We start from the raw sequence: 25,045 nt of genomic DNA, 5'->3' as shown, positions 1-25,045 counted from the left end.
ATGGAGGAATACAGGCATCACATCATTCTTTCGGCCCTGGGCATATATATGGTCCTCTGTATCGTCATCGGGATATGGGCATTGCGAAAGACTACAAGTGTAAAAGATTTTTTTATGGCGGGGCGGGACCTGGGAATTATGGTGGCAGCTTTCGCCATTTTTTCCAGCACCATGAGTGGTTTTGGCTTTGTCGGTGGACCCGGCCTGGTCTATCGCATGGGGATGAGTTCGGCCTGGATGGCAGTCTGTGCCATGATTGGCTTTTCTTTATCGACTTTCTTATTGGCCAAAAGACTTCGTCTCTTTGCCGAATTGGGAAACTCTGTTTCTCTTCCGGATGTAGTCAAGCTTCGTTACAATAGCAATACCACTTCCTTCCTGATCTCGATAGCGATCTTACTCGGAGTGCTTGGCTATCTGGCAACGCAGATCAAAGCTATGACTGTGGTTCTTAGAGACATTCTGATCGAGACTCCCTGGGTTGATGCAATTTCTCTGGAAGCTTGTATGCTGATTTCCTGTTCGATACTTGTGTTTTACAGCGTAACGGGAGGTATCATTGCCTCTGTTTACACAGATATCATTCAGGGAGGAATCATGGTGGTGGCATCCATCTTGATTTTCATAGCTGCTATTTTTGCTTTTGAAGGAGGTTTTGGGGAAATCAGCCAGATCATCCAGCAAGATGATCCGGCGGCGATGAGTCCCTGGGGAACCCTGGGGATGATTGGATGTTTGTCCTGGTTATTTGTCTTTGCACTGGGAGGAGCGGGGCAGCCTCATGTCATCACCAAGATGATGATGAATAAAAAGATCTCCGATGCCCGTTTTATTTTGCCTGTTTCAGCTTTTGGCTATATGTTCTCAGCTTTACTCTGGATCAGTATTGGCCTGGCCATGCGTGCAGTGGTTTTAGATGGAAGTCATCCCGAATTGGGCAATGCAGATGAAGCGGCTTCTCAATTTCTACAACATTATGCTTCCCCCATTTTAGCAGGAGTTGTATTTGCCGGATTATTCGCAGCTATCATGTCCACCGCAGATGCTTTTCTGAATATTGGTACAGCAGCCATCATACATGATATACCCAAAGCTATCGGAAAGAGAATTCCCAATGAATTATTCTGGGCGCGGATGGTTACCTTTCTGTTGACCATTCTGGCGGGTGCATTCGCCCTTTATACGGGAGATTTGGTTGCTATTTTGGGAGCTTTTGGTTGGGGAACTTTCGCAGCAGCGATAGTCCCGGTAGTTGCCATAGGCTTTAACTGGAAACGCGCAACTCCCAAGGCTGCAAACATTGCCATCATTTCCAGCCTGAGCGTCAATTTTATCATAAAAATTTTCAAGATTCCTTTGCCCTACTCAATAGACGTAGGAGCCTTCGCACTTTTCGTTTCCATGTTCCTCTTTTTTACAATTTCTCTGATGGATAAACCCCAGGAACTTGATCCGGATGTGTCTAAGATTATGGATATCTAAACATCAGCCTTGCTGTCATTGCGAGGCGGAAAGTCCAGCAAAAAAATCTCCTTGAACCTAATAAGTTTTCTGAGTTGAGGGGAGTACTTCGCTTCCCCCGCAATGACAAAGACTTTGTGAAACTATTTCTCGATTTATATCCAGCCTATTTTGGTTCCAGACCGTCAATAATCCGGTCATAGTTGACAGGATGAATCTCATTCCCTTCTTTATCCCTAAGTTGTTCTAAAGCCAGTTTATAGGCGGTATTCCGGGCTTCTGAGCTGCTTGTCTCGATATGTGGAATTACTCCCTGCTTTTCAAAGCTTGTTTGTGTAACGGCATTTATGCTTTGCTGACAGGCAACAGTCAATAGGAATCGATCAGCCGCCCGATGCTGAGAGGCTCCATTGCCAGCGCCAGCGCTGCGTTCCCCTATCACCATAGCTCGATCCAAATGCTTCAACATATAGGCAAAAGACTCTGCAGCTGAACCTGTTTTTTTATCGATCAGAATGTACAATGGCAAATCAGGAAGCTTCTTGCCGGGTACATCAGCTTGAGTATAAATACTGCTTCTATTATCGTCATGGCGGCAATAGTAATCGGATAGGTGAATGACCTCTCCGTCAAAAAAGTAACTGATCATATAGGCTACAATTTCTTCGAAACCTCCTCCATTAGCGCGCAGATCTACTATAAGGGCATCCGTTTGCTCGATATTTTTTATGGCTTGTTGAATAATTACCTGAGCGGCCTCAAAATGGCGCCAGGAAGTGAAATGACTAACTTTAATATATCCAATATTCCCATCCAGAATCTCTGTTTTCTGAAAACCGTAATTGCTCCATGCCCCACGTCGATCTACCAGAATATGGCTACTATCATTGGATTGACGATCCCCAGGCGGAATGGCTTCGACATACATATGGAGGTCTCCATTTACAGATCGAAGGTCTCTGGTCAATCGACGGGCCAGGCTATCAGGATGAGACAGATCAGCATAAGCTCCCGCAACTAATTTTTCCTGAAGCAGTTCGCCCATGAGTTGGCCCGTATCCTGGCTGATATAGAATTCTTCTGCCAGGGCTGAGATTCTGTGAACAAGGCTATCGAGTTCAGCTTTTCTGACAGGGGAAATATCCTCAGACTGTGCAAACACTTGACAGGGTAAGCAGAGTAGGAAGGAAAGAAACAGACTTCCGAAAAGGATTCTAGGTATTGGCATAACAGAGGTGTTGAGCATCCGGTTGGTTCCGGATTTACAACAAAGTTTGGGCTTCCTCTTCGCTTAAAATAGAATGAAATTAGCTTTCTAGTATCAGAATTTCTGGAAGTGACGTGGCAGGAAACCAGTCGCATGTTTGAAGTTGCGAATGAAATGGCTTTGGTCAGAGAATCCACAATGCATAGCGATTTCGGTAAGGGACATTTCTGAATTTTTGATCAAAGGGATGCTATGGTTAATCTTGAGTTTTCGTTGGTACTCTCCCAGGGTGCAATGAAAATACTTCCGAAAGTTTTTGGAAATGGTGATTGGGTGGAGGTGTAGCAGCCTGGCCATCTCGGAAAGGCTTAGCTTTTCATTCCAGCTATCATGGAGCAAATCTTTCAATTTTGGGACCCATTCTGGTTTGTTATTCCTTTCCTCCTTTTGACTGCTGAGGAGTTCGAGGAGGAGGCTGAGTAAATAGCTTTGGGGTTCATTTTCTCCTGCCAGCAATTCCTGCTGCATTTTCAAAATCAGGGCTTTCGCATTTATGTTATTATAGAGGGCTCTTTTGATTCCTGATTCTGACAATTGATATGTTTTAAGAAAGGCAGGAGCGATTTCGATATTGGCGCTTTTAGAGATGGCATTAGGAGAGATCCATCGATGTGTTTCTTCTGCATGGTAAAAGAAGATGCTTCCATCCTTCTCCGTATATTGCTGGGCTTTTTTTGTTTCAGATTTCCCTCCCTGAAAGACGAAACAGATATGCAGATTTTCATGACAATGCCAGTCAGGATTACCTTTATTTTGGGCATACTGCGTATGGCTCAGCGTACTCCCTTCAATTTGCTTACTCAGCACAATTTCGCCCGTATATTCTCCTTTTTGTAGAATTTGCATGATTTGCTGCTTATTACAGCTTAAACGAAGATTCCCCTCACAAGTTCAATTTCCCTCTTCCTCCTCAAAAATAAATGTTTGCCTCTTTCACTAGTCTGAATCTGATCGAAGAGACCTTAAGAGGAAGCCTTTTTTGAATCATCTTTTATTTAGCTTAAGGAATATTCATGTCCCAATTTCAGTAATCTGAACACTTCCTCATCCAATTCTTCCGGCCGACTGATTCGGATATGGTAGGCATATTTTTTCCCCCATAGTGTCTGCTTTTTGATCTTTTTAGACGAGATTTCCTCATCATGGTAAAACTTTACATCCAACTCTTTTTTCATAGGACGGATGATGAGCCAGGCTTTTTTACTGGTTGCGATTATGGTATTGACAGAAGCTCCAATGCTACAGGGTTCCCATCTGCTGATAACCTGAATAATATCATCATAGGCCAATACCATCTCATCAGACTTACCCTCGAATAATTCTCCGATATCCTTCAGGGTACACATATGACTCTGATTGTTTTTCTGGAATTGTCTTTTACATCTTGGACACTGCCACATAGCTACTTAAGCTTTTAGAGCTAAATATGTTTCTATTTGTTTTTGATGATGCCTAACGTGATAGATGGCATTATATAGCATTTCCCGTAAGCTAATCAATTTCAAAAGAGGGTGAGGGATAAGCAAACTATCCAGATCTTCATCGCTCATCTTTTCGATGAGTTTAGAAAGCTGAGGAACTAATGAAGAAAGTTGATCCAGCATCTCCTTTCTGGGAGGTATTTCTTCCTCTCCCGGGACAAATCGGCCAGGGGCTTTTCCTCCAGCAGCAAGTAACTTCTGATAAGCGGATAGTAGATCTTCGTAAGATCTAGCGGTCCTTTCCTCTCGTCCAAACTTCTTCTCAATTATGGCCGGAGGCAAAGCATAAACCTGGACCAAAGGGGCTACACTTAAATTGATATGATTCAATTGACGAGCTGCATCCCATTTGCCTTCATGTCTGTAACCATAGTCTTCTTCTGAGAGACTGGATACATAGTCGATAAATGCCTGGTAATTTTCATTCAGGACCTTTATGATTTCTTCTTTTTTCATGTAGTGGGGCTAAAGGGTGGATGAAATCAATTTACTCAATTCAACAGCCTGGGCGTATAAACCCGTTTAAGAAAAGGACCCAAGAAGTGTGAAGCGTTTTCTTTATTGATCTTCCTCACGCATAGGCTCAGAAAGAAAATACTGATCGAATTTCTTATCAAAAACACCCATAAGCATACTGCTATCCGAATTACTGATACTCATCCAGGAACCTCCATTTAGCGAGAGTTTGTATTCCTGATTCCCTTGCCCAATCACCGCCTGATGATTGCAAGGCAGGTGATCAAAGATGTGATGCCATTCAGAACCCTCTATAACCCTTGAGCTTTTCAAGATTTGGCTGATTACTTTTTCATCCAACTCCCATCCCTCGCAAACGGAAGGATCGTCCATGGAAGAGGGATAGTCATGAGGAGTGCTGATTTCTGATATGGTAAAGGGAAGTTTGGGGTCGAAAAATGCTGTTTCTAGGGCGAGATCAGAATCAGGAGAATTGCTGCTTATCTCTGAAACAGATGCTTCCCGATCCAGTTTTGGCTTTTTATCAGACGAATTGGCACATGCTATGAGGGAAAGGAGAGCGAGGCAGGAGAATAAATGCAGGACTTTCATATGTTGGACTAAAGATATTCAGGAATTGCTGATAAATACAATTTGTCAATTACATTTCCCTGCTGTAAAAAGAAAACCCCACAAATGTGGGGCATAGTTAATTTTTAGGAAGTTAAGTTCTCGTGAATGGAAGACGGAAATCAATCCTCCAATTCTTCACAATGAAAGTTCTGATAATTTACCATAGCGATTACCTCATCATAGGATAATTCATCTTTGGCTTCGATACGTAACACCTTGTCGATGTCTTCGGTATCCACGGTCCATTTTGCAATGTCAGGGTGACTATTCAGGAGATCTTGAACCTGATCCACGGCCTCGTCATCCTGGAGGTCTGTTTTGAGAATGAGAATCTTCATGAATCTGTGTTTGACGTAAAGTAGACGAAAGGATTACAAATGTGTAATGCTCACGAATTCAAAAATACTTTTCTCAAATATGAATTTCATTGATTTGAGTTAAGAAATGATTTAAGTTTTTGTTCTTTTTAAGGGTCTACATCATAAGGGGTTTGCCCCTTTTTTACGGAAAAAAGGGGCGCAAAAACCGTCAAAATTCTAAAGCCTGGCTCTGTCCGGCCCCGAACACCGAATTTTGATGGCCCTCGCACGTTTAGTTGAACACCATTGGTATGCTTATGCCACTTGCTCTCTTTCACGTATCCTTTTTCTGATACGACTTAGGGATTCCGGCTTGATGCCCAAATAGCTGGCAAGCTGGTATTGGGGGACTCTTTGAAGGAGGTCCGGCCGTTTGTCCATGAGTTTTACATAGCGCATTTCCGGATCGAGGTTGTGGTAATCATCAAACATGATTTCCTGTTCGACCATCATCTGGCTACTGAACTCCCGGGCGAGCAAATCAAACTTGGGAACTTCGCGGAAAAGTTCGTCGGTTTTCTCCTGATCTCCCACAGACAAAATGCAATCTTCCGTACAAGCCAAATAGTAGGAGGAAGGTTCCTGGGTCATGAGGCTGATGGGATTGATGGGTTGGTACTCTGTATAAAAGGCGGTGGTCTTTTCTTCACCTCCCATGACGTAATACTTCCTGACACAGCCCTTGACAACAAAAAAGCAGTGCTGGGCTATTTCTCCTTTTTTAAGCAAAAAGCTCCCTTTTTTGAAGTGCTGGAAATTGAGACTTGAGAGAAAGATTTCCTCTTCACGAGCATCCAGTTCGACGTACTGGCTCATAAAGGCTAAAAGTTCCTTTTCCATTGAATAGAAAATTAGTTCTTGTGGTGTATAGTATTAGTTGGGAGAGAGGTGTCTTTCTTACAGTCTTTGTACGATTTAATCAGGCGAACAGTTTTCAGAATTTTTATTTTGAGGAATTACCTCTTGTATGGAATTAGCGTTAGAATATTGCGTACACTTCGTTAAGCTTCTGTCATGAGACCTATCTGCATTTTCTTGATTCTGTTCACCACTATCATCCTTGAAACCTCAGGGCAAAACCTTGTTTGGGCTCACTCTTTTGGTGATGAAGATAATGACCTGTCCAGTTTTGTAACAACTGATAAGCTAGGAAATGTGTATATCACCGGTAGGTTTAAGGGAACCGTTGATTTTGATCCGGGACCTGATACTCATATGGTAAGTGCTGACCCTACTATAGGAAGTGCATTTGTTCAAAAACTAGATGCTGAAGGGAATTTGTGTTGGGTACGTATATTGTACAGCACTTTGTATAGATATCCAACTTATAGAGTTTTTGTTGATGATTCTTTGAATGTTTTTACCTGTGGGTCTCGCTGGATTTTATCTACGACATTGCAAAAACTGAACCCTGAAGGGGAGATTGTTTGGACTAAAATTCTTCCCGCGACATATTCAATATTTGGAGATATGGATATGGACAAAGAAGGCAACATTTACCTTAGCGGATCATATTCTGATTGTATAATCCTTGACACTCAAAACTGGATTGAGAATCCTTGTTCAAATGGACGTATGGATAATTTTATATGGAAACTTGATAAAAGTGGCGATCATCTTTGGATCAGGTCTTTCGGCGGTTATGAAGATGATAATAGTTATGCGATGACAGTAGATCCATTTGGGAACGTGTATAGTTCAGGATATATCCAAGGAAGGGTAGATATGGATCCTGGCTCTGGAAGCTATTTTTTGGGGAATGGTAATTCAGGAAATGCCTATATCCAGAAATTAAATAAGCACGGGCAATTTCTTTGGGCAAAAGCAATCAAATATCTTCCATTAAGTCTGGAATCGGATTTAAGAGGGAACCTATTTGTAGGGGGTTTTTTCTCAGGCAAAACAGATTTTCATCCAGGGCCCGATACTACTTTTTTAAGTGCAGTAGGATATGAAGATATGTTTCTGCAGAAATTAAGCCCTAAGGGAGATTTGATTTGGGCAGAGCGAATGGGAGGTGGACTTGATGACAGAGTATATGGCCTTTCTGTCGATGCATTGGGGAATTCTTATATTTCCGGGAATTTTTACAAGATATCCCCGGATTCTACCTATCCATTTATTTATCACCAGGACATTCTGGTGCAGAAAAGAAATCCAAATGGGAATCTATTGTGGGAATTTGAGCTTTCCGGAAAAACTAACAATAATGGCTACGGTATTAATGCAGACCAAAATGGATATGTCTATATAACTGGAGAAATCACTGATACAGTAGATTTTGATCCTTCTCCTGGAAGCGTTAACCTTTCTGCAAGTAACCATTCAAACATTTTTATCGCCAAATACTCAGACAGACAGATTGTCGGAGTTGAGGAGCTAGTAGCTTCTCCTCTTGAAGTTTATCCCAATCCTGCTAATGGTTTACTTACTGTTTCTCACAAAGAGAATCGACCTTTGGAGGCTTTTCGCTTTTATCAGATAGACGGAAAAATCTTATTGGAAGAGAAAATCACATCACCTATATTTCAATTAAATGTGAGTGCATTTATACCAGGGGTTTATGTGCTGCAGATTGAGGATGATATAGGCAATCTAATCAATGAGAAAATCCAGATTCAAAAAAGATTCTAGTAAATACCATTTGGATTATTTGGCCTTTTTCTGAGAGTTTATCCTGATAGCCTGCTCCAAATAATATCGAATTTTCTCTTCCTCAAGGCTTCCTTTTTGAGGGAGTACACGGATGGATTTTCCTTTGCCTGTCAGACTGCCATACTTATCTTCCATACGAGCGCCTTTCAGAAATCCGAAATCTTTTCCATAGGACATGGTCCTCATATGGCAAATGCCTCCTTTTTGATTGGAGTAGGTAGTGATGCGTGGCTTTTTGGTTTCTACTACTCCCTCAAAAGAAAGTAAAAGTTCGCGGGCTGCTAAAAAAAGCTCGCGATGTTCGGAAGCGAGGTCCTTGTCAAATTGCATCTCTTTTTGTTTGTGTTGAATAATCTAGGGCAAATTCAGGGGAATAAATTCGCTCCTGATAATCTTTCCTTCTTTTACCTCATATAATGTAAAGCCTGACTTAACCACATGTCCCTGAAAAGGGAAGCTGTCTGGCCCGGAAATGGCTGAAGTTTGGGCAAAAGTTGTGGGATAGGTGAAAATATTTCCTTCCTGAACGGCATGATAATGCCCAGACAATGCAAAGGGAAATGGGCGATCACCGATTCGTTTTTTTACCTCTTCATAATTGTAGACAATATGCCGGTGTTCCAGTTTCCCCTTCTGTTTGAGAAGGACCGGGCCGTAAAAAAGATGGGAATCAAAATTCTGAAAGGAAAATCCCGGAGAGACAAAAGGAATATGGTTGAAAGTAATGACACCTTTGCTTTCCTCTACAAAACTCAAATCATTTTCCAACCAATCCAGCTGAACCGAATCTACACCTCCGAAATAATAAAGATTCTGGTAGTCTACACCATCTATAGAAATGAAATGCAACCCACCATAATTGAAGGAGTAGTAATTGGGGCCAAGGTAATGTCGATACATGCCTTTTCCATATAAAGGATGTTTTTGACTTACCAGGGATTTGTCTCGCTCTATCCCGAAAATTTCATGATTTCCCACTCCACTGAACACAGGCATGGAAAATTTTTCAATTTCCTCTACATACATCTCATAATAGGCGCTGGCTATTTTTTCATCCACCCGCAAGGCGTCCCTAACCAAATCACCGGTAATTATGATGAAAGCAGGATTCAATTCCTCTGCCATCTTTCGGAAGTGGAGCATACGAGGCAAATTGGCAGAATCTATATGGGTGTCTGAAGCATGGATAAAGAAAAAATGGTCTTGCTTTTCCGTTTTTGTCAGGGGGAAGTTTTGCTCTGAGGCTTTTGGATAATAGAATTTCCCGCTGTATCCCTCAGGCATGCTGATAAAGAGGTAGGGGAAATCGAGGCTGCTTTCTATGCGAAAAAATCCCTGTGCATTTGTTTGTACTACCTTATGCTGGTCGGAAATGCTTACTCCGGCAATACCTGCCTCACCTGTATCCCGAATTCCATTTCTGTTTTTATCCTCAAAGACCCATCCGTGGGTTTGAGAATTTTGTGCCAATAAGGAAAAGGGTAAATACAGGAGGAGAATCGAGAGGATGTTTTTCATTGTGTGAGACTTATGGGGCTAAAGAATGAAAATACATGATCCCTGCATTTTTGCCAATTTCCCTAAGCTGAATTCCTTGCTGAAAACTTTTCTTTCCCCCAAAGTAGGATAAAATGTGCGACTAAGGCCATAAAAGCTGCCAGGGTATTGAAGAGGATATCTCTCAGGTCAAATACCCGATCGGGAAAGAAGTATTGTATTCCTTCATCCAGGGCCCCGAAGAGTGTGGTGAGTATAAAGGCTCCCAGCCAGGGAGAGGGACTATTGGGAAGCTGGACGTTTCTTTCTGTCAGTGCTTCTTTTATCAGTATGGCCAATAATCCGTACTCAAATAAATGCGTGCGCTCAATGGGACTGATTCCCAAACGAACGATCAGGAAAGTATAGACACCTATGATTCCCAATAAGAGCCAGATTTCTACCCCTCCCAACTTACGTTTGATAACACTTCCAAGAACTGCAGCAGAGACCAGTCCAAAAGCAAGTATGAATCCGGTAGTCAGCAAACCTTTGTCCTCCAACCAATTGACAAGACTGCCTGCAAATCCCAGGCTGAGATAAATGGCTGCCAGGACAAGGAATACCCTCCTCCATAGTTTTTTCTCTTTATCAGAAGTAAAGATGTTCATTGATCCGGGAACGTTAAACAGCCAACAGCTGCTTTTCCCAAGATCAGTCTTTTTCCCATGAATTAAAATATTGCAGGGCGCGAATCACATTTGCGTCTTCTTCAAGTTGATCGAAATTATCTCCTTTTTCGATAAGATTGTCTGGTTTGACGGTCTCTCTGTACACATGGTATTTATCCGCTATAAAGCAGGTGGTAAAGGCCATTTTTGCATCATAAGAGATTTCTACCATCTCATTTCCCGTTAAAAAGCCATAGCTTTCTTCGCCTAGAAAAAGGGTGTTTTCTCTGCCTTTAAACGCAATGGCGACATCCTCTCCCGCACTTCCGGTGAGTTTACCTGTAATAATTGCAATCGGAGTTTTGAGATCCGGGAGCTCGGCAGGATTCACTTTGACCAATTCTTTTTCGGCGGTATAAAATGCACCGGCCTCTAAATGATTCTTTTGAATCAATTTACTGTTCTCATCCAGTTCCGTATAGGCTACTGCATCCCCCAGGAGGTGATAGAGGGCTGCGAGCATGGGATAGACATTTCCCCCAATGTTGAAACGAAGATCGATGATCCAGCCCTTGATTTCTCTACCTTCACTCAATGCTAGAATCTCATTATACATATGTTGGGCGACCCGATCCAGAGAATCTCTATCCGCATCCAGAAGTAGCATACCCGGGATGAGGACATAGCCATAGGAATCCTGGATGATCTTTGTTTCGAAGCCGGGTTCTTTCTCATATTTTAATAGAAAATTTCGGCTAAAATCTTCCTGTTGCAAGTTTTTATTCAAGCTGCTTTGGAAAAAACCATTGCTGGAAAATATCATGCAATGATTGCATCCGATGCTGTCAAATAATTGCGTACTGTAGCTAAGCGCATCCTCAAGACTGTTTGCCTGAAGGGCCTTTGGATAAATATCTGTTTTCCATTTTCGCCAATCTACCTGTTTCCTGAACAGGTAATCTGCTTCGAGATTCTCAAAAATTTTCTCAAATACTAGCTGAATGCTATCCTGAGAAGAGAGGCTTTGGGCATGAATGGATAGAGGGAAGAGGAGAATAAAAGTTAGCAATAATAGGTTTCGCATATCCGTGGAATTAGGTTATTTCCCGGAAGACGAAGCAGGCCTTGATTTGTTAACAGGCTTAGGAACGCAAGCTCCGTTTTAGATAGGTGATTTCTGCCAGATGGTGAACATCATGCTCTGCGACAAAGAGGAATAAATCCTGGGTTCGCATGGGCTGTTGCAGACGGGGATGAAGGGCGGATTTGAAAACATCTGTTTCATCCAATTTCTCTAGCTCCATCACGGTCTTTGTTCGACTTTCTCTAAATGCTTCTAACAGTACCTCAGCATCCTTGAGATTGTGTTGGGCTTCATGGGTTTTGGTATTGGAAAGATCTGCTTCACGCAGGTACTTTTTGCCCGCTAAGATATCTTCCAATCTTCCTTGCCAAATGCTTTCCAAATCCAACAAGTGTCCGATGTTTTCCAGGATGGACCATTTGCCTTCCGCTTTTTGAACCAGTACTTCCTGTGGCACTCTTTCTATGGTAGCGGCCAGGCCTAATGGGGTCAATCTCAATCTTTCCATGACCGAAGGAAGGATATTTTGCGTATGCTCAAAATTAAATTTCCTGTCAAACCACTTAAGCTGATTCATGATATCTGAAGATTAAATGTGAATGCTGTTCATCAATTTGCTGAAATTGGTAGCGTCCATACGTAGGTAGGAGGCAAGGTCTTTTTGGGAAACCATATTGAGCAGATGGGGACTTCTTTTGACGAAAGTTTTGAAGCGGGTTTCGAGGTCAAAAGCCATGAGTTCATGTTGGCGTTGGATGACACCTGTGAGGAAGATTTCTGTAGCTTTTCTAAAAAGGGTTTCTATGGGGCGGTACTTCTGCATGAGTTCCTGATGTTTGTCATAGGGAATGCGAAGAAATGTACTATCCGTGATCGTTTCCAGGTAATAGCGAGAAGGAGTTTGGGTAAAGAAAGATTCGGGGATTCCGCTAAAAGAAGGAGCATAGGCGAAAGCGATCACATGCTGTTTATTTCCACTGAGGTAATAGGATTTCTGGATTCCTTCTTTTACATAATACATGAAGCGCTCGGTCTCTCCCGGAGCAGTCATGATGGTCTTTTTGGGTAATTCGAAAGCTTTCCAGTGAGAAATGTATGCCTCGAATATGTCATCTTCTACTTTGTATATCTGAGAAAGAAAGGCTTTCATATCAAGAGGAATCATTTATTGAAATACTTCCAGTATATCTGCTCCCCAACCAGTTCGCATCAGGAGGGTCGCAATTGCTAATAAGCCTATATACCAGCCCCAGGACAATTTGGTTACGGGATGCACTTTCCCCAATGTTTTTCTATCATAGAAAATCAAAGAGAGCAAGATCAAAACCGGACCCAGGACTGCATAGATACTCCCACTGGCCCCGGGATCATCTCCCAACTGTAAAAAAGGAAGCTTTCCGATCCGTACAAATGCCTGAGGAACAATCATGATCGAAGCGAAAAGCATATATCGCTTGTGATGATGAATCTTTTGCCGAAATCGATATCCCAGATAAACCAGGAGTAGAAAGGAGATAAGTACAAAAATATCTCCCCAGATCAGCATGCTCTCAAATTCGCGATAGTCCAGCCTTCCTGACAGATCATTTCCGTTTTTTACATAAAAATTTTGTATCCGATGGTACATCACCCAAAGACCACTAAGGAAGATTGCAGGCGCGAGGATACTTGCAGAAGTTCCAAGTTTTTTGTGAGATAGTGTTCGATGGCTTTGAATTAAATATACCTGGAGTAAACAGAGGATAAACCAGCTGGTACAGCTGATTCCATGGATCAGGAGATGGAAAGGCAATGCAGCTTGATTGCTCAATGGACGCAGGTAAAAGCTTGGCGCAAACCCTAGCAAGACAAGGAGTAATAAAAGGCTGTGAAGGATGAAAAAATACCTATCCTTTTTCGTCTTCAACATACTTTTCGATAAATGACTTTAATTGTTCTTCTGCTACTTTTCCTTTTCCAGCTTCAGGCATGTAGAAAATTCCCCGGAATAATTCCAGCCCGGTATTTCCAAAGAAGATTTCTACCTCAGCAGTATCTCCCACATCCAGAAGATTTTTTTGCCCGTATGCTTCCACTTCCTCAATAAAATCACACGAACAGTCCACATGCCAGGAAGGAGCTAATTCGTCCGGGTTTTTATAATACCCTTGCACTTCCCATTCCATAATGCTCCATCCTTACTTCCAATCTATTCCTGCCAATTCGAGACTTTTGTTCCACATACTTTTTCTTATTTCAGCATCGGTCGCCTGGCCGGTAATTTCCTCCAGCTTTTTTTCATCATAATATTTTCCATTTACTCCATTTATTTCCGCTGCTGTTGCTAGCCATACGGGAGCTTCTGCCCCCTGAGAAGGACTTTTCCAGAAACGCTTTACGAAGTTCAATAAGAGTCCCATAAATCCTCCAAAATCTCCGAGTCCTGTTTTTATGACACCGGGATGCAAAGCATTGATGGTGGTTCCACTTCCTTCCAGTTTCTCCGCTATCTCCAAGGTTGCCAGTATGTTGCAAAGTTTGGTATTGCAATAGGTCTTGATCTTGTGAAAATCCTTGCCATAAGGGGTTTCCTCTACAGAAACTTTTCCTTTGGGGTAGAGGCCGGCATTTACATTGACAATTCTAGCGTTTTCTGCTTTCTGAATATTGGGAAGCAAAGCTTCTGTGAGGATGAGTGGGGCAAGATGGTTGACCATAAAGGCTATTTCAAGTCCATCAGGATTGGTGCTAAGCTGGGTAGGCCATATTCCGGCATTGTTGATCAGGAGGTCAATTTTTTCGAACTGAGATTGAAGGTCGGCGGCCAGTTTTTTGCAAGAGGCAATGCTGCCTAGATCGCCATAGAGATAATTTGCATTTAGATCAGGGAAGGCTTGTTGGAACTCTTGTTCTATTTCGGCTCCTGCTTGTTTATCTCTTCCAATGAAGAGCACATGGTAGTTTTTCTCCAGGAGTTGCCTGCAAATTTCCTTGCCAATTCCTCTGGTTCCTCCAGTTACAATGGCTTGTTTTTTCATAATAGTAGGTGTGATTTGGGGGATTGACACTTTTTAGGGAAGTGTCGCAGATTCGAAAAACCGATCAGCTAAGGCTGTTCAGGCATTATTCGTTCTGTCTCCCGGGCATTTTTTAGTAAGTTATTATAGCGGGTGTAATATACAAAATATTAACGGCAGCTATCTTTTCATTAGCTGACAAAATGAGAATTCTCATCAGATTAGATCTTCTCCAAATTTTTGAGGTATTGGATGAAATCCTCCCGGCTTAATTTTCTTTTTCTCGTACGAAGGATGATTCTGTTTTTTTTCGGCTTGTATTTGCGGGCAAGTACAACTTCCATTTGAGCTTCCATTTTAATATAGGAAACGCTACAGCCAGGAAGCCCAAAGTGTTGATGTGCTTTCAGCTTTGTCAGGACATTTTTATAGCTGCTAGAATCCGATACGGTTTGCAATTCCTTGCTATTGGCCCAATATTCTACTAAATATTCTTCCTCGATTCGATCAAAGGCAAACACAAATTCTTGACTGCTATCTATGCGTGGAAGAGAAGAACACTCAAAGAAATCTTGCCATAAGAGAACCGCTTGGCCCTTAAGCTCGGCAGTTCCTTTGAGGACTTGTGTTATCTTGACTTCGATGGCATTGGAATAGGGTCTTTGGGGACTGATTTTGGCGACAACGACCTGATCGGCATATAGGCTGGCAAGGTTGATTGGATGAATGCCAATACATGAACAAGCCCAGGAAGAAAGGATTATAAAGTTCAGGGAAATGATGCAGGTAAGTCTTTTCATCTTGACAAAAATTGTGGGTCGAAATCGGGCAGTTCTTTAGGCCGAACTCCTACAGCTATCTTTTATAGGAAGAAGCAATTTATATCCTATTTCCATAAACTGTACTAACTATAAAGGCCAGGCCTTGCTCATGCATGAGAAAAGCCTGGCTGAGATTAGGATAGATCTGATTTTGGGTTAAAAATTGGGTTTCGATTTTTTGTCATTCGGGGGAATGAGGAGAAAATCAAAATTCATCAGTTCATAACTGATATGTTTGTCCACTTGTATTTCGCCTCTTTGCAAAGCCTTTCTCATCGGTCTAAGATCTGTCAGGGTCCAACGATCCTTCTTTCCTAGTTTCATGAGTAGGCCTACTTCTTCCCAGCCTTTCTTCCCAATGAGATCCTTCCCATTTCGAAATCGCCTGAGGTGTCTGATATTCAGGTAGGCGGTCTTTTCTAAAGCTGCCTTTTCTTCCAAAAACTTTCCCATATCGTCTACCCCAAAAATGGAAGTCCCTTTACTCAAATGTACCGAACCCATTTTGATAAATACCCGAGGCTGTTCCTTCTCTTTTTGTGCTTGCTTATACCTCTGCTCAAAATTGGATTGCATATAATAGGCTCGTTCCTGGTTGCTACCTTTGCCCTGCTCATTTTTACAATAGATTCTCAGACTGCTTTTTACGGCATCTATATGAGGCTCCGCAATGAGGTTTCCTTTAAAAGAGGAAAAAAAATCATTGAGAGATTCATCTTCAAGAAGCTTACAGGTGTAGGCGAAATTCCCCTTCCACAATTCTTTTCTCCTCCATTTTCGAATGTTCGATTTACACTCCTTGTATAAGCTTTCGATCTCTCCCCCTTTTTTATCAGCTGTGGCATAAATGGAGTCCAAATGAAGCTCGAAGGAATCAAAAAACTCCTGATCTAGGCCCCAGAATTCGAAATCCAATCGAGCGGCTTCTTCCATAAAAAGGGCGTCCTCCTTTCTATCGGCAAATACAAAGGGCGCAATATCAAAGGTTTTGCTTCCATAGCTTCGATTGATCTGTTTTATTCGCTCGCCTACCTGATCCGGATTTTCAGCATATTTTTGAAGGAATTGCGCAGAAATGGGGCCCAGTTCCATCGCAAAATAATCGAACTCATGTTTATGGAGGAGTTTAAGGAAAGCGACTGTAAACAGGCTTAGATTTTTGGAACGATGCAGCTCTGCCAAACCCACAAATTGGTGTGCCTGAATTTCTTTTTCCAGGATGTCAACTACTTCCCCCTCAAGGCTTAGATTTTCCTTGAGGTCGAAGTGAGTGGTATAGGGCAAAAGGTCTTCAGCTGTCAATGGCTTTTGAGTAAAAGCACTGAATGAAAGGCATAGGAGATTCAGGCCTATAAATAGGCTGGATAGGAATGTTCTCATTTTAATTAATGCTTTAGGTTAAATCGCTTTATAGGTAGTCAGGATCTGCTCTTTGAGAGAATCCTGTAAGCTTTCTTGTTTTATGATTTCATCTAGTAATGCCTGAGAAGTTGCGGGCTGAAGACTTTTGATGATTCTGACCAATTCGAGGACAACAAGGGGAGATTCCTGATTGGGAAATACTTCTACCAAACCTTGTTGAACTTCCTGATTGGCGGCAAATTGATAAAGTAAGTCTGCAGCAGCCAGACGAATATTTACATTCTCATCATGTTTGAGTGTAGTCAGAACCCGATCCAGCACTTCGCCCTCTATAGAATCAAATTGAGAGGCAAGGCTCAAGGCATACAATTTTTGGTGGTTCTGCTTCTGGTCAAGGAAGTTTTGAACCATGAGGGATTTCATGTCCCGAATTTCTTCTTTCAGGCTGTGTATGTCTCCCTTTTCCTCTTCTGCAATTAGCGTGCTTTTGTCCCCACTATAATATCCTACTGCAAATGAACAAGCAATCAGGAAAACAGAGGCGGCAATCATGAGGTAGCGATTTACAGAAATTTTATTTGAGCTGACTTTCTCCTGAAAACTCTTTTGATAGGAGTTGGAGATAATATCTTCGACCAGATTCTCGGGAACTTTCAATTTTGGGTATTCCTGAGAAAATGCCTGAAATTCTTCTTTATAGGGGAGGAGTTCTTCAGCAACTTCTTCAGAAGAAAAGTAGTCGAAAAGTATTTGCTCTTCTTCAAGGCTGGTCCTGGCCTCATAATATTTTTCCAAAAGGGCTTTTATATTATCTATGCTATGCTTCATGACTTTTCAATTTTGGTATAGGCAGCTCTTACTTTTTTTCGTGCTCTTGAGAGATAGACTTCTACGGTATTGATTTTCATATCCAGGCTTTCTGCGATTTCTTCTATGCTACATCCTTCCATATTTCTCAGAATCAGAATTTCTCTTTGCAATTCCGGGAGTTGTTGGATGATGTGCATGAGTTGGCCCTTGCTTTCTTTGACTTCTAAAGTGCTTAAGGCCTGGGCAGCACTGGCTGTTTCTGGTAATTCTTCAGCAGTACCGATGGGGTTTCGTTTTTCTTTTCTCAATCGGTCGATGCATTTGTTTTTGATCATGCGGAAAACAAAAGCTCGGGGATTTCCCCTTAGGGTAGTTGTTTTTCTGATGTCCCAGAGTTTGAGTAGGCACTCCTGCAAGACATCCTCTGCATCCATTTGATTCTTGAGGAAGAAGTAGGCATACCTGAATAGGCTATCGCTATGTTCTCGGACAAACATCCTGTAGGTGTGTTCGCTCAGCATGTCTGTTTAGTTTTTCAGGAGGTCAATATTCCCAAAGTAGTTTTTGATCGTCAGGACTTTTGCTTTTGATCCCTGATTGATCGTGCGAAAGGAGAGTTTATTCTTCCTATCGGGATTGGGAAGTTCGCTGGCATCTGGAATACCCAGTTTGAATTGGCTATTGATCTTGCCAAAATAGGTGTCCATGGCTACAAGGAGTTTTTCATTTGTATTCAGCTTGATCTTGATATTGCCTTTATTGCTGGAAAAAATGGAGGAGAAGGAAGCGGGGATATGCTGAAAGCTTGCCTGTATATCTCCTTCGGTATTATGTGCGATGACCGATTCCTTTAAATCATCAAGTTTCAGCAGGCCTTCAAAGCTATTCACTTCTATGCGTGCATCGCAATTTTTTACACTTACATTTCCGTAATAAGCATCTGCGAGTAAATCTGCTTTCATATTACTGACTTCCAGATCTTTCCCATAATAGGTATCCAATTTACAGCTGAAATTCCAGGGAATTTTAACGAGAATCAGGATGTTTTTGATTCGGTAACTTTCCTTTTTTACAATCTGTAGCTTATTCCCTTCCTTCTTCACATCATAATGCGGAATCTCTTTATTGCTTGCAGGCTTTTCGCTTCCTTCCTTAAGGATTTCGACACTGGCATTCTTGCCCGCTACTCCTATCACGCGAATCGAAGCATCATAAACGTCAATACTCAACTCCCCTTTTTCTGCCATCGGAATTTCGTAACGGTGCTGGGCGAAAGTTGAGGAAAGTAAACTGAGCAGAAGGATAAAAATTGGAATCCGTTTCATAAGTTTTCTATTAGCATTTACAAGGACTACGCGGGAAAAGCTAAATCCTGACAGTTTGCTGAAAAAAACTTGAAGGAATAAAGAAGGCCTTTCATCTGACAGGGGAAAATCTAATACTTAATAAGGCTTTGAAGAAAATCCTGTACAGATTCATTTGCAGCCAATGGCTTGCTTATGAAGCGGATGGCAATCAGGCCTAAGCCTATCCAGCTTGCCGGGTGTTTTAGTTTACCGAACTTATAGGCAAAGAATAGAAATAGAAACAGATAGATAAGTTCTGTGCTCGTAAAAACATAGAGGGGACTAAAATCTTCTGGATTCAAAATCGTCCGCCAGAAAAGAATCATTCCCCTTCCCAGAGCCGGAACCATCATGTAAAATACACTGGCGATTAGCCACCAGGCATGTTCCTGTAGATTTTTTCTGTGAATAATGGCTTGTGAAATGGCATAGGCAAAGGCAATAATCGAAAAGAATTCAGCTATGAGGGTTGCATAATAGAAAAATACGGGAGGTCCTCCAGCTTCAGGATTCGCCTGCGCTGCTAGTTTGAGTGGAAAATCCAGCAAGCTTATAGCTGAGAAAATCACTCCGCCCGCGAGCAGAAAGCCGAATATTCCCCATGTTCGGTGCTTGCTTAGCTTATTTTTTGTTAGGAAATGTGCTTGTAGGATAAGAAATAAGTACCAAGCACTTACCAGCCAGTAGTGAATATGTATCTCCCAGCTTTTGCTGCTAAATCCTGGCCAATAGTAATTGAAAATACCTAATTGGATGATAAGTAAAGGGAGAATCATCCAAAGGTGTAGGTGCTTGAATTTTTCCATGTAGTAGGAGTCCTTTTCCTAAGTTAATTAATCAGGTAAAGGAAAAGAAACAAAAAGGTAGCGGAGATGAAAAAGAAAGTTTTGATGGGAAACTGTGCTACCCCAAAAGTGACATTCAAGATTTTTTCAAGTCCTGTACTGGCTGAGGAAAGGGTATTTGCATAGACCTTTAAGGCTCCAGGCTCATCCTTTTTCTTTTGCAATTCTTCTTCCAGTTGCACCTCATCGAATTTGATTTTATCGGATACGAGTGTGAGAACTTTTTTAACAAAAGAATTAACTACTCCACCTAGTAGAGGGATTTTATCCGAAATTACTTTACTGAGCATGGGAATGGTAACGATATGAATAACTCCCTTGAATACCAGAGACAAAACTTCTTTACGGTTCTCTGGCTTTATCTGCTTACTGACCTGATTGATATCACTGACAGCTGTTTTCATAATCCCCAGCGAATATTCGATGATGCCCCAAAGGTCTTTTTTCATTCGCCAGGTCAGAAAAAGCAGGCCGAAAAAGACGCCGCTAAGCAGGAATAGTACCAGGCCAATCAAAGCATATAACAGGTATTCGACATGAACCAAATCCAGAAAGAAAAAGCCAATGATGTATAACAAAAAGGCGATGAGGACTGGTCTGAGTGTCCAGTTGATTACATATTTAGGGAAAATGAGAAGTTCGGTGAAATTGGAGACTGCCTCTTCGTTTCGGTAGGTGCTTACATCTATGCCGAGTTCTTCCTTTAGTCGGGCATCCAGTTTTTCAACGTCTTTGGCTGAGCGTATTTTCATGGGGAAAGAAGAATAAAAAGTTTATGTGTGTTTCTGCAAATTAGTATGCGAACTTTTTATTTGCTAATAATTCGATAGCTAGTGAATAAAGCAAAGGCGACACCCAGGTGTCGCCTCCTTGTTAAAGCAGCTTTCTAATACTAATGCCTTAAACTTCGTTATTGACATGCGCCTGAGTCCCAGGGGATTTTGTAAACGGATGAAAGCCCGTTTAGCATACCCTGTGAATCTGCGATGTATGCATATTCTTCATTGCTATCAATATATATTCCATCAGCTCTCTGAAGATTCAGGCTGGAAGCCAGGGTGTAGGTACAGTTTAAAGAGCCAGAAGTGCTATAATTGTAAATGACCTGATCTCCTGTCACAGCAATCATGTAAATACTCCCATCGCTAGCTCCGAATAAGCCACTCGGAGATACTCCTACAGAAAAAGAAGAAATGGATTCTACTTTCTGATAATCGGCATCATTGGGATCGTTTGCACTCAGGTGCAAATCCAATTGGTAGATACTTTGGTCTGCTTGAACACCCGCATAAAAATATCCATCCAGATAGGTCAAAGCCTCTACCCCTCGATCAGTACTTGTGCTAATTCCTATTTCTGCAAGGTCCCATTCACGTGTAACCTGCCCGCTACTCAGATCCAATTCGTAAATGAAGTTGTATTCATCTCCAATGTAAAGGAAGTCTGTATTTTCGGCGAAAGTCAGACCTTCCATATCTACTTGCCTTCCCAAAGTGTTAGCATCGAAGGACCAGACATTGACAATTTCATCCGTATCCAGGGAGGCTTCAACGATGGATTTGGGATAGTAAGAGGAGTAATCTCCAGAATTGATGGGATGGACACCATTTACTGCGAAATAGGTGTTGGCAGCTTCATCAATAACGATCCCGCTATTGCGAAAGGCATTGTCTATACCCGCTCCATCTCCTGCATCGATCTGATCTGAGAGTGCATCGCCTAAAGCGACAATCCCATTAGAAGCAGAATCATCGGTGTCATTTGCATTGCTTACGTAGCCTGAGGGCTGTTCACATGCACTAAGGCTTTGATCCGGATTCCCCAGCCCATCTCCGTCCGCATCCTGGTACCAAATCGTGTCAGGACAAAGACTCTCTTCTTCGCATGCATAGAAAAAAAGGGAAAGACTCAAAAAGAGGGCAAAAATAATTTTCGAATAGTTCATGAATAAAGGAATTTTGTTTGTTGTAAAGGCTTAGACGCTCTTCACTGGGAATTCCTTCAGTCGTCGAAAAATTTTTGCCTGAGCTTACTTTCTTATTTCCAGTTTTCGGCTAATGGAGATGTTTTTAACCGTCACAAATACCTCATAAATCCCTGCAGGTAAATTCTTGATATTCATTTCCAGCTGATTCTTTCCGTATAAACCCTGTTTCTTTTCTGAATACATGACTTGACCAAATAGATTGTACAGACTCAATTGTACTTCTGCGGAGGTATTTAGATTTATTTGAAGATGTACGATTCCTGTGGATGGATTAGGAAATAGCTTTTCAAAAGCATGAAAGGAAGAAATGTATGGATCTATGGGAGTGCTGGTAAAATCAAGTTCATAGACCAGAGTCTCTCCGGATGCACCATTTTGAAAAGGAGCCCCTACGGCCAATATATTTCCATCTGCTGAAAAAGCCAGTGCACTTCCTAAATCAGCTCGAGTACTGGAGCCTTCTATATCTACCCCAACTTGCATCCATTGTCCACCGTCCCAGTCAAAAATTCGCACATGCCCGGCACCTGATATATTCTGACTATTTTCTGGAGCACCTCCAGCAATTCGATTTCCATCCTCAGATAAATCAATTGCTTCACCAAAACCATCTCCATTTGTTTCTGCCAAAATATCAGCCCCCACTTGGTTCCAGTTAGTCCCATCCCACTCAAATATTCTGATATATCCACCGATTCTTCTGCTAGTTGGCTTGGCGCTAGCTGCTAATCTATTTCCATTATTAGATAGACGAATTGAGGAACCAAATACGTCGTTTGCATTTCTCCCGTATATGGAAGGACCCAATTGTGTCCAATCAGTTCCTGTCCACTCAAAAACTATTACTTCCCCTACATCCTGAATATTTGCACTATCACTGTCTATAGCGCCGATTGCCAGCCGATTACCATCAGAAGAAAGGACAACCGAAGCACCGGCTTGATCTCCGGCATTCTGGCCTTCAATATCTGTCCCTATTTGTATCCAATTAGTTCCATCCCAGTCAAAAACTCTTACCTGGCCGGAATTAGAGGCAACATCATCATTCCAGGGAGCACCCATTGCCAAACGATTGCCATCTGATGATAAAGAAAGAGAGGATCCTGCCCGAGAACCACCACTTGCTCCATCAATATCTTGCCCAATCTGTACCCAACTACTGTCTTGCCATTCGAATACCCGTACATGTCCTCTGTTAACATTATGCCCATTAGAACCTATGGCTACTCTTGTTCCATCAGCTGAAATATCGAGTGAACTGCCTGCTCTATCCCCTCCGGCCTGGCCGTCAATGTTCATTCCCTTCTGGATCCACATACTGTCCTGAAAGCTAAACACACGAACATGTCCCGTTGTAAAACCTGCGGAAAGGGCTCTTTCGGAAGCTATTGCCAGTATATTGCCATCGGAAGAGAGTGCTATTGCTGTACCCGAAGCGTCCGTGCTGCCTTCTCCTGAGATCGCTGATCCTAATAAGACCTGAGATTGCAAAGGTGACCAAAGTAGCATATGGGCCAGGAAAAAAATGGATGAAAACTTAAGGATTGACTTCATAGCTTTTCGTTGTGAGATTGAAATTCTGAATCTCAGCGGTATACTAATAGAACTAGTATCTACTGCCAAGCGGTGTTGGCAAAGCTATCGTCAAAATTGCTTGCTCATGAATCCCTATGCGTGAAGTAAGTATTCGAAGGAAGTATGTGTGTAACAATGTAGGATAGACCTTAACTGAAATATGTAATCCTAAGCTAGTTCTAATTTTCAGTCTTTTCAATTTTTGAAACAAAAATCGGCAGCGCTATTTTGAACCTACATAAGGCTTATTTCGCAGAAAGACTTTCTCTTTCAATCAGCTCTCCATTCAAAATGATGTGATCGATTGCGGCATAGGCTTCGATAGATTCCAGGGGATTGGAACTGAGGAGTACAAGGTTTGCTCTTTTCCCTTTTGCGATGGAACCAATTTCATTTTCCAGATGAAAGGCCTTTGCATTATGAATGGTAGCTGAGGCAAGAATTTGTTCCAGGGACATGCCAGCTTTTGCCATCAGTTCCAATTCCCAATATCCGTTTAAGCCAGGGGGATTCCCATAGGTTGGGGCAGAGGGCGTATCAGTTCCGTACAAAATCAGGCCTCCATGCTCTGCCAGGTATTTAAGTACCAGAAGGGCATGCGCCTGGATATTTCCGTAAATGCGGTCTACCATTTCCGGAGGCATATCTCCGAATATGTCTTTGCCAAACCATTGGCCTTCCTCACTTTTGTACCAATCGATCATTTGTGCAGGGACTACCTTTGCCAATTCTGCTTTATGCAGGAAGTTTGGATCAGTCAGTACTTTTTCTCCTTCCAGAACGGTCAAGGTAGCCGTGTATCCAATTTGCTGCTCGATTTGTTTGTCCAATACTTCCTTTATTTCCGGTGGCAAAGAATCCGAAGGAACATCTTTATAATCGCCCCAGTTCCACATCCCATGCGTGATGATGTCCACGCCTATGTCCGTGAGAAATTTGTGGGCTTCGTAGGAATTGCCATGAACACTCAGGACCAAATCATTTGCATCTGCCTCCTGCTGAAGTTGAGTTATGATTTCCTCTGTAGGGAGGGGTAAGGTTCCCAAATTGCGAAAACCGGATTCATAATAAGTTTTGACAGCTATAGCGCCTGATTCTTTGATGCGTTTGACAACTGCTTTGGGGCTATGATCCTCGGGATTGAATTTCTCCGGAATCTTATCGGCCTCACTTTCCAGAAAAACAAAGTTAGGAGCAGCTTCAAAGCGAAATTGTTCCGGGACGAAATTCATGGGATAACCATTTGGGACTGAAACCCCTGATCTACCTGTATGGTATATTTCCGGACTTAAAGGCTGAGCTGCAAAAAACTCTAGCTGGTCTTCACTGATCCCACCCAGATTTATCAGGCTGGTGAATCCATGATACAGATAGGAGCGTGGGACCTGCTTTCTAAATTGCTCTGCCGGTGCTGTGTGTTTAGCCTGCTGATCAAAATTCATCCCCTGCACTTCTGTTACATGCACATGGCTATCGATCAGGCCGGGAATCAGGTATTTGCCTGTCCCATCAAGTTCTTCAAACTCACCCTTAATTTCAGGTTTCTCCTTTCCCACATACATGATTTTATCCTGCTCCAGTAGAACATAGCCTTCATAGGCTTCATAATTCCCATCTTCGCTGCTCAGAATGTTGACATGAGATATTAGTAGGCCCGTCTGAAGGGAAATGACTTGTTTGTTGTCTTTGCAGGAAATGAAAAGCAAAAAAAGGAGTAGGGAAAGCGTGTGTTTTTGCATGTGGTTTTCGATGTATTAGGC

28 protein-coding genes are annotated in these 25,045 nt (G+C 42.2%); 2 read left to right on the top strand and 26 right to left on the bottom strand.

Annotation, left to right across the window (positions count from 1 at the left end):
- Entirely contained in the window at positions 1 to 1,482 is a 1,482-nt protein-coding gene (locus tag R8P61_18105; protein ID MDW3648989.1) for a hypothetical protein, read from the top strand.
- A 145-nt stretch (positions 1,483 to 1,627) separates the two neighbouring features.
- Here the strand turns inward: R8P61_18105 and R8P61_18100 are convergent, their stop codons facing one another.
- The 7 genes from R8P61_18100 to R8P61_18070 form a co-directional block, all read right to left on the bottom strand.
- Complete coding sequence (locus R8P61_18100) at positions 1,628 to 2,689, bottom strand: S41 family peptidase (GenBank protein ID MDW3648988.1); 1,062 nt, start codon at positions 2,687 to 2,689, stop codon at positions 1,628 to 1,630.
- A 93-nt stretch (positions 2,690 to 2,782) separates the two neighbouring features.
- Entirely contained in the window at positions 2,783 to 3,574 is a 792-nt protein-coding gene (locus tag R8P61_18095; GenBank protein MDW3648987.1) for an AraC family transcriptional regulator, read from the bottom strand.
- Between the two features lie 149 nt (positions 3,575 to 3,723).
- Entirely contained in the window at positions 3,724 to 4,074 is a 351-nt protein-coding gene (locus R8P61_18090; protein ID MDW3648986.1) for a DUF5655 domain-containing protein, read from the bottom strand.
- Between the two features lie 60 nt (positions 4,075 to 4,134).
- On the bottom strand, positions 4,135 to 4,665 hold the full coding sequence (locus tag R8P61_18085) for a DinB family protein (protein MDW3648985.1): 531 nt from the start codon (positions 4,663 to 4,665) through the stop codon (positions 4,135 to 4,137).
- A gap of 102 nt (positions 4,666 to 4,767) precedes the next feature.
- Positions 4,768 to 5,277 carry a hypothetical protein gene (locus R8P61_18080; protein ID MDW3648984.1) on the bottom strand — a complete coding sequence of 170 codons (510 nt, stop codon included), beginning with the start codon at positions 5,275 to 5,277 and terminating at the stop codon, positions 4,768 to 4,770.
- A gap of 140 nt (positions 5,278 to 5,417) precedes the next feature.
- Entirely contained in the window at positions 5,418 to 5,636 is a 219-nt protein-coding gene (locus R8P61_18075; protein MDW3648983.1) for a hypothetical protein, read from the bottom strand.
- A gap of 276 nt (positions 5,637 to 5,912) precedes the next feature.
- Positions 5,913 to 6,497 (bottom strand): Crp/Fnr family transcriptional regulator, encoded by a 585-nt coding sequence (locus R8P61_18070; protein ID MDW3648982.1) that lies wholly within the window; start codon positions 6,495 to 6,497, stop codon positions 5,913 to 5,915.
- 174 nt (positions 6,498 to 6,671) lie between these two features.
- On the opposite strand from R8P61_18070, the gene R8P61_18065 reads away from it, so the two are divergent.
- Positions 6,672 to 8,291: an SBBP repeat-containing protein gene (locus R8P61_18065; GenBank protein MDW3648981.1), complete on the top strand. Its 1,620-nt coding sequence runs from the start codon at positions 6,672 to 6,674 to the stop codon at positions 8,289 to 8,291.
- 15 nt (positions 8,292 to 8,306) lie between these two features.
- On the opposite strand, the gene R8P61_18060 is transcribed toward R8P61_18065, so the two are convergent.
- The 19 genes from R8P61_18060 to R8P61_17970 all read right to left on the bottom strand — a co-directional run bounded on the left by R8P61_18060 (position 8,307) and on the right by R8P61_17970 (position 25,024).
- A complete protein-coding gene (locus R8P61_18060; GenBank protein MDW3648980.1) occupies positions 8,307 to 8,642 on the bottom strand; it encodes a DUF1801 domain-containing protein in 336 nt (111 codons plus the stop codon).
- A 24-nt stretch (positions 8,643 to 8,666) separates the two neighbouring features.
- The gene (locus tag R8P61_18055) at positions 8,667 to 9,830 is read right to left on the bottom strand and encodes a metallophosphoesterase (protein ID MDW3648979.1); all 1,164 of its coding nucleotides are present in this window, start codon (positions 9,828 to 9,830) and stop codon (positions 8,667 to 8,669) included.
- A gap of 62 nt (positions 9,831 to 9,892) precedes the next feature.
- Complete coding sequence (locus tag R8P61_18050) at positions 9,893 to 10,459, bottom strand: VanZ family protein (protein MDW3648978.1); 567 nt, start codon at positions 10,457 to 10,459, stop codon at positions 9,893 to 9,895.
- A 43-nt stretch (positions 10,460 to 10,502) separates the two neighbouring features.
- Positions 10,503 to 11,543 (bottom strand): S41 family peptidase, encoded by a 1,041-nt coding sequence (locus tag R8P61_18045; GenBank protein MDW3648977.1) that lies wholly within the window; start codon positions 11,541 to 11,543, stop codon positions 10,503 to 10,505.
- Positions 11,544 to 11,601: 58 nt separating this feature from the next.
- Entirely contained in the window at positions 11,602 to 12,120 is a 519-nt protein-coding gene (locus R8P61_18040) for a DinB family protein (protein MDW3648976.1), read from the bottom strand.
- A 12-nt stretch (positions 12,121 to 12,132) separates the two neighbouring features.
- Positions 12,133 to 12,693, bottom strand: a complete 561-nt coding sequence (locus R8P61_18035; GenBank protein MDW3648975.1) for a cyclic nucleotide-binding domain-containing protein — start codon at positions 12,691 to 12,693, stop codon at positions 12,133 to 12,135.
- 15 nt (positions 12,694 to 12,708) lie between these two features.
- The gene (locus R8P61_18030) at positions 12,709 to 13,452 is read right to left on the bottom strand and encodes a hypothetical protein (GenBank protein MDW3648974.1); all 744 of its coding nucleotides are present in this window, start codon (positions 13,450 to 13,452) and stop codon (positions 12,709 to 12,711) included.
- The gene (locus tag R8P61_18025) at positions 13,430 to 13,708 is read right to left on the bottom strand and encodes a hypothetical protein (GenBank protein MDW3648973.1); all 279 of its coding nucleotides are present in this window, start codon (positions 13,706 to 13,708) and stop codon (positions 13,430 to 13,432) included. Before R8P61_18025 ends, R8P61_18030 begins: the two co-directional genes overlap by 23 nt.
- 12 nt (positions 13,709 to 13,720) lie before the next feature.
- The gene (locus tag R8P61_18020) at positions 13,721 to 14,560 is read right to left on the bottom strand and encodes an SDR family NAD(P)-dependent oxidoreductase (protein ID MDW3648972.1); all 840 of its coding nucleotides are present in this window, start codon (positions 14,558 to 14,560) and stop codon (positions 13,721 to 13,723) included.
- Positions 14,561 to 14,760: 200 nt separating this feature from the next.
- Positions 14,761 to 15,339 carry a hypothetical protein gene (locus tag R8P61_18015; protein ID MDW3648971.1) on the bottom strand — a complete coding sequence of 193 codons (579 nt, stop codon included), beginning with the start codon at positions 15,337 to 15,339 and terminating at the stop codon, positions 14,761 to 14,763.
- 177 nt (positions 15,340 to 15,516) lie between these two features.
- Positions 15,517 to 16,740 carry a hypothetical protein gene (locus R8P61_18010; protein MDW3648970.1) on the bottom strand — a complete coding sequence of 408 codons (1,224 nt, stop codon included), beginning with the start codon at positions 16,738 to 16,740 and terminating at the stop codon, positions 15,517 to 15,519.
- Positions 16,741 to 16,758: 18 nt separating this feature from the next.
- Positions 16,759 to 17,550, bottom strand: a complete 792-nt coding sequence (locus R8P61_18005) for a hypothetical protein (protein ID MDW3648969.1) — start codon at positions 17,548 to 17,550, stop codon at positions 16,759 to 16,761.
- A complete protein-coding gene (locus tag R8P61_18000; protein MDW3648968.1) occupies positions 17,547 to 18,053 on the bottom strand; it encodes an RNA polymerase sigma factor in 507 nt (168 codons plus the stop codon). The genes R8P61_18005 and R8P61_18000 overlap by 4 nt, the downstream gene beginning before the upstream one ends.
- Before the next feature lie 6 nt (positions 18,054 to 18,059).
- Positions 18,060 to 18,857 carry a DUF4097 family beta strand repeat-containing protein gene (locus tag R8P61_17995; protein MDW3648967.1) on the bottom strand — a complete coding sequence of 266 codons (798 nt, stop codon included), beginning with the start codon at positions 18,855 to 18,857 and terminating at the stop codon, positions 18,060 to 18,062.
- Positions 18,858 to 18,967: 110 nt separating this feature from the next.
- Positions 18,968 to 19,684: a hypothetical protein gene (locus tag R8P61_17990; protein MDW3648966.1), complete on the bottom strand. Its 717-nt coding sequence runs from the start codon at positions 19,682 to 19,684 to the stop codon at positions 18,968 to 18,970.
- A 23-nt stretch (positions 19,685 to 19,707) separates the two neighbouring features.
- Positions 19,708 to 20,475 carry a hypothetical protein gene (locus R8P61_17985; protein ID MDW3648965.1) on the bottom strand — a complete coding sequence of 256 codons (768 nt, stop codon included), beginning with the start codon at positions 20,473 to 20,475 and terminating at the stop codon, positions 19,708 to 19,710.
- 158 nt (positions 20,476 to 20,633) lie between these two features.
- Positions 20,634 to 21,668, bottom strand: a complete 1,035-nt coding sequence (locus R8P61_17980) for an esterase-like activity of phytase family protein (GenBank protein ID MDW3648964.1) — start codon at positions 21,666 to 21,668, stop codon at positions 20,634 to 20,636.
- An 84-nt stretch (positions 21,669 to 21,752) separates the two neighbouring features.
- On the bottom strand, positions 21,753 to 23,264 hold the full coding sequence (locus R8P61_17975; protein ID MDW3648963.1) for a T9SS type A sorting domain-containing protein: 1,512 nt from the start codon (positions 23,262 to 23,264) through the stop codon (positions 21,753 to 21,755).
- A 266-nt stretch (positions 23,265 to 23,530) separates the two neighbouring features.
- The gene (locus R8P61_17970) at positions 23,531 to 25,024 is read right to left on the bottom strand and encodes an amidohydrolase family protein (protein MDW3648962.1); all 1,494 of its coding nucleotides are present in this window, start codon (positions 25,022 to 25,024) and stop codon (positions 23,531 to 23,533) included.
- Positions 25,025 to 25,045 lie beyond the last annotated feature (21 nt).

The sequence above is a fragment of the Bacteroidia bacterium genome (assembly GCA_033391075.1).
GTDB lineage: Bacteria > Bacteroidota > Bacteroidia > J057 > J057 > JAWPMV01.
Note: the sequence above shows the minus strand (reverse complement) of the source record. Positions and strands in the feature narration are given on the sequence as shown.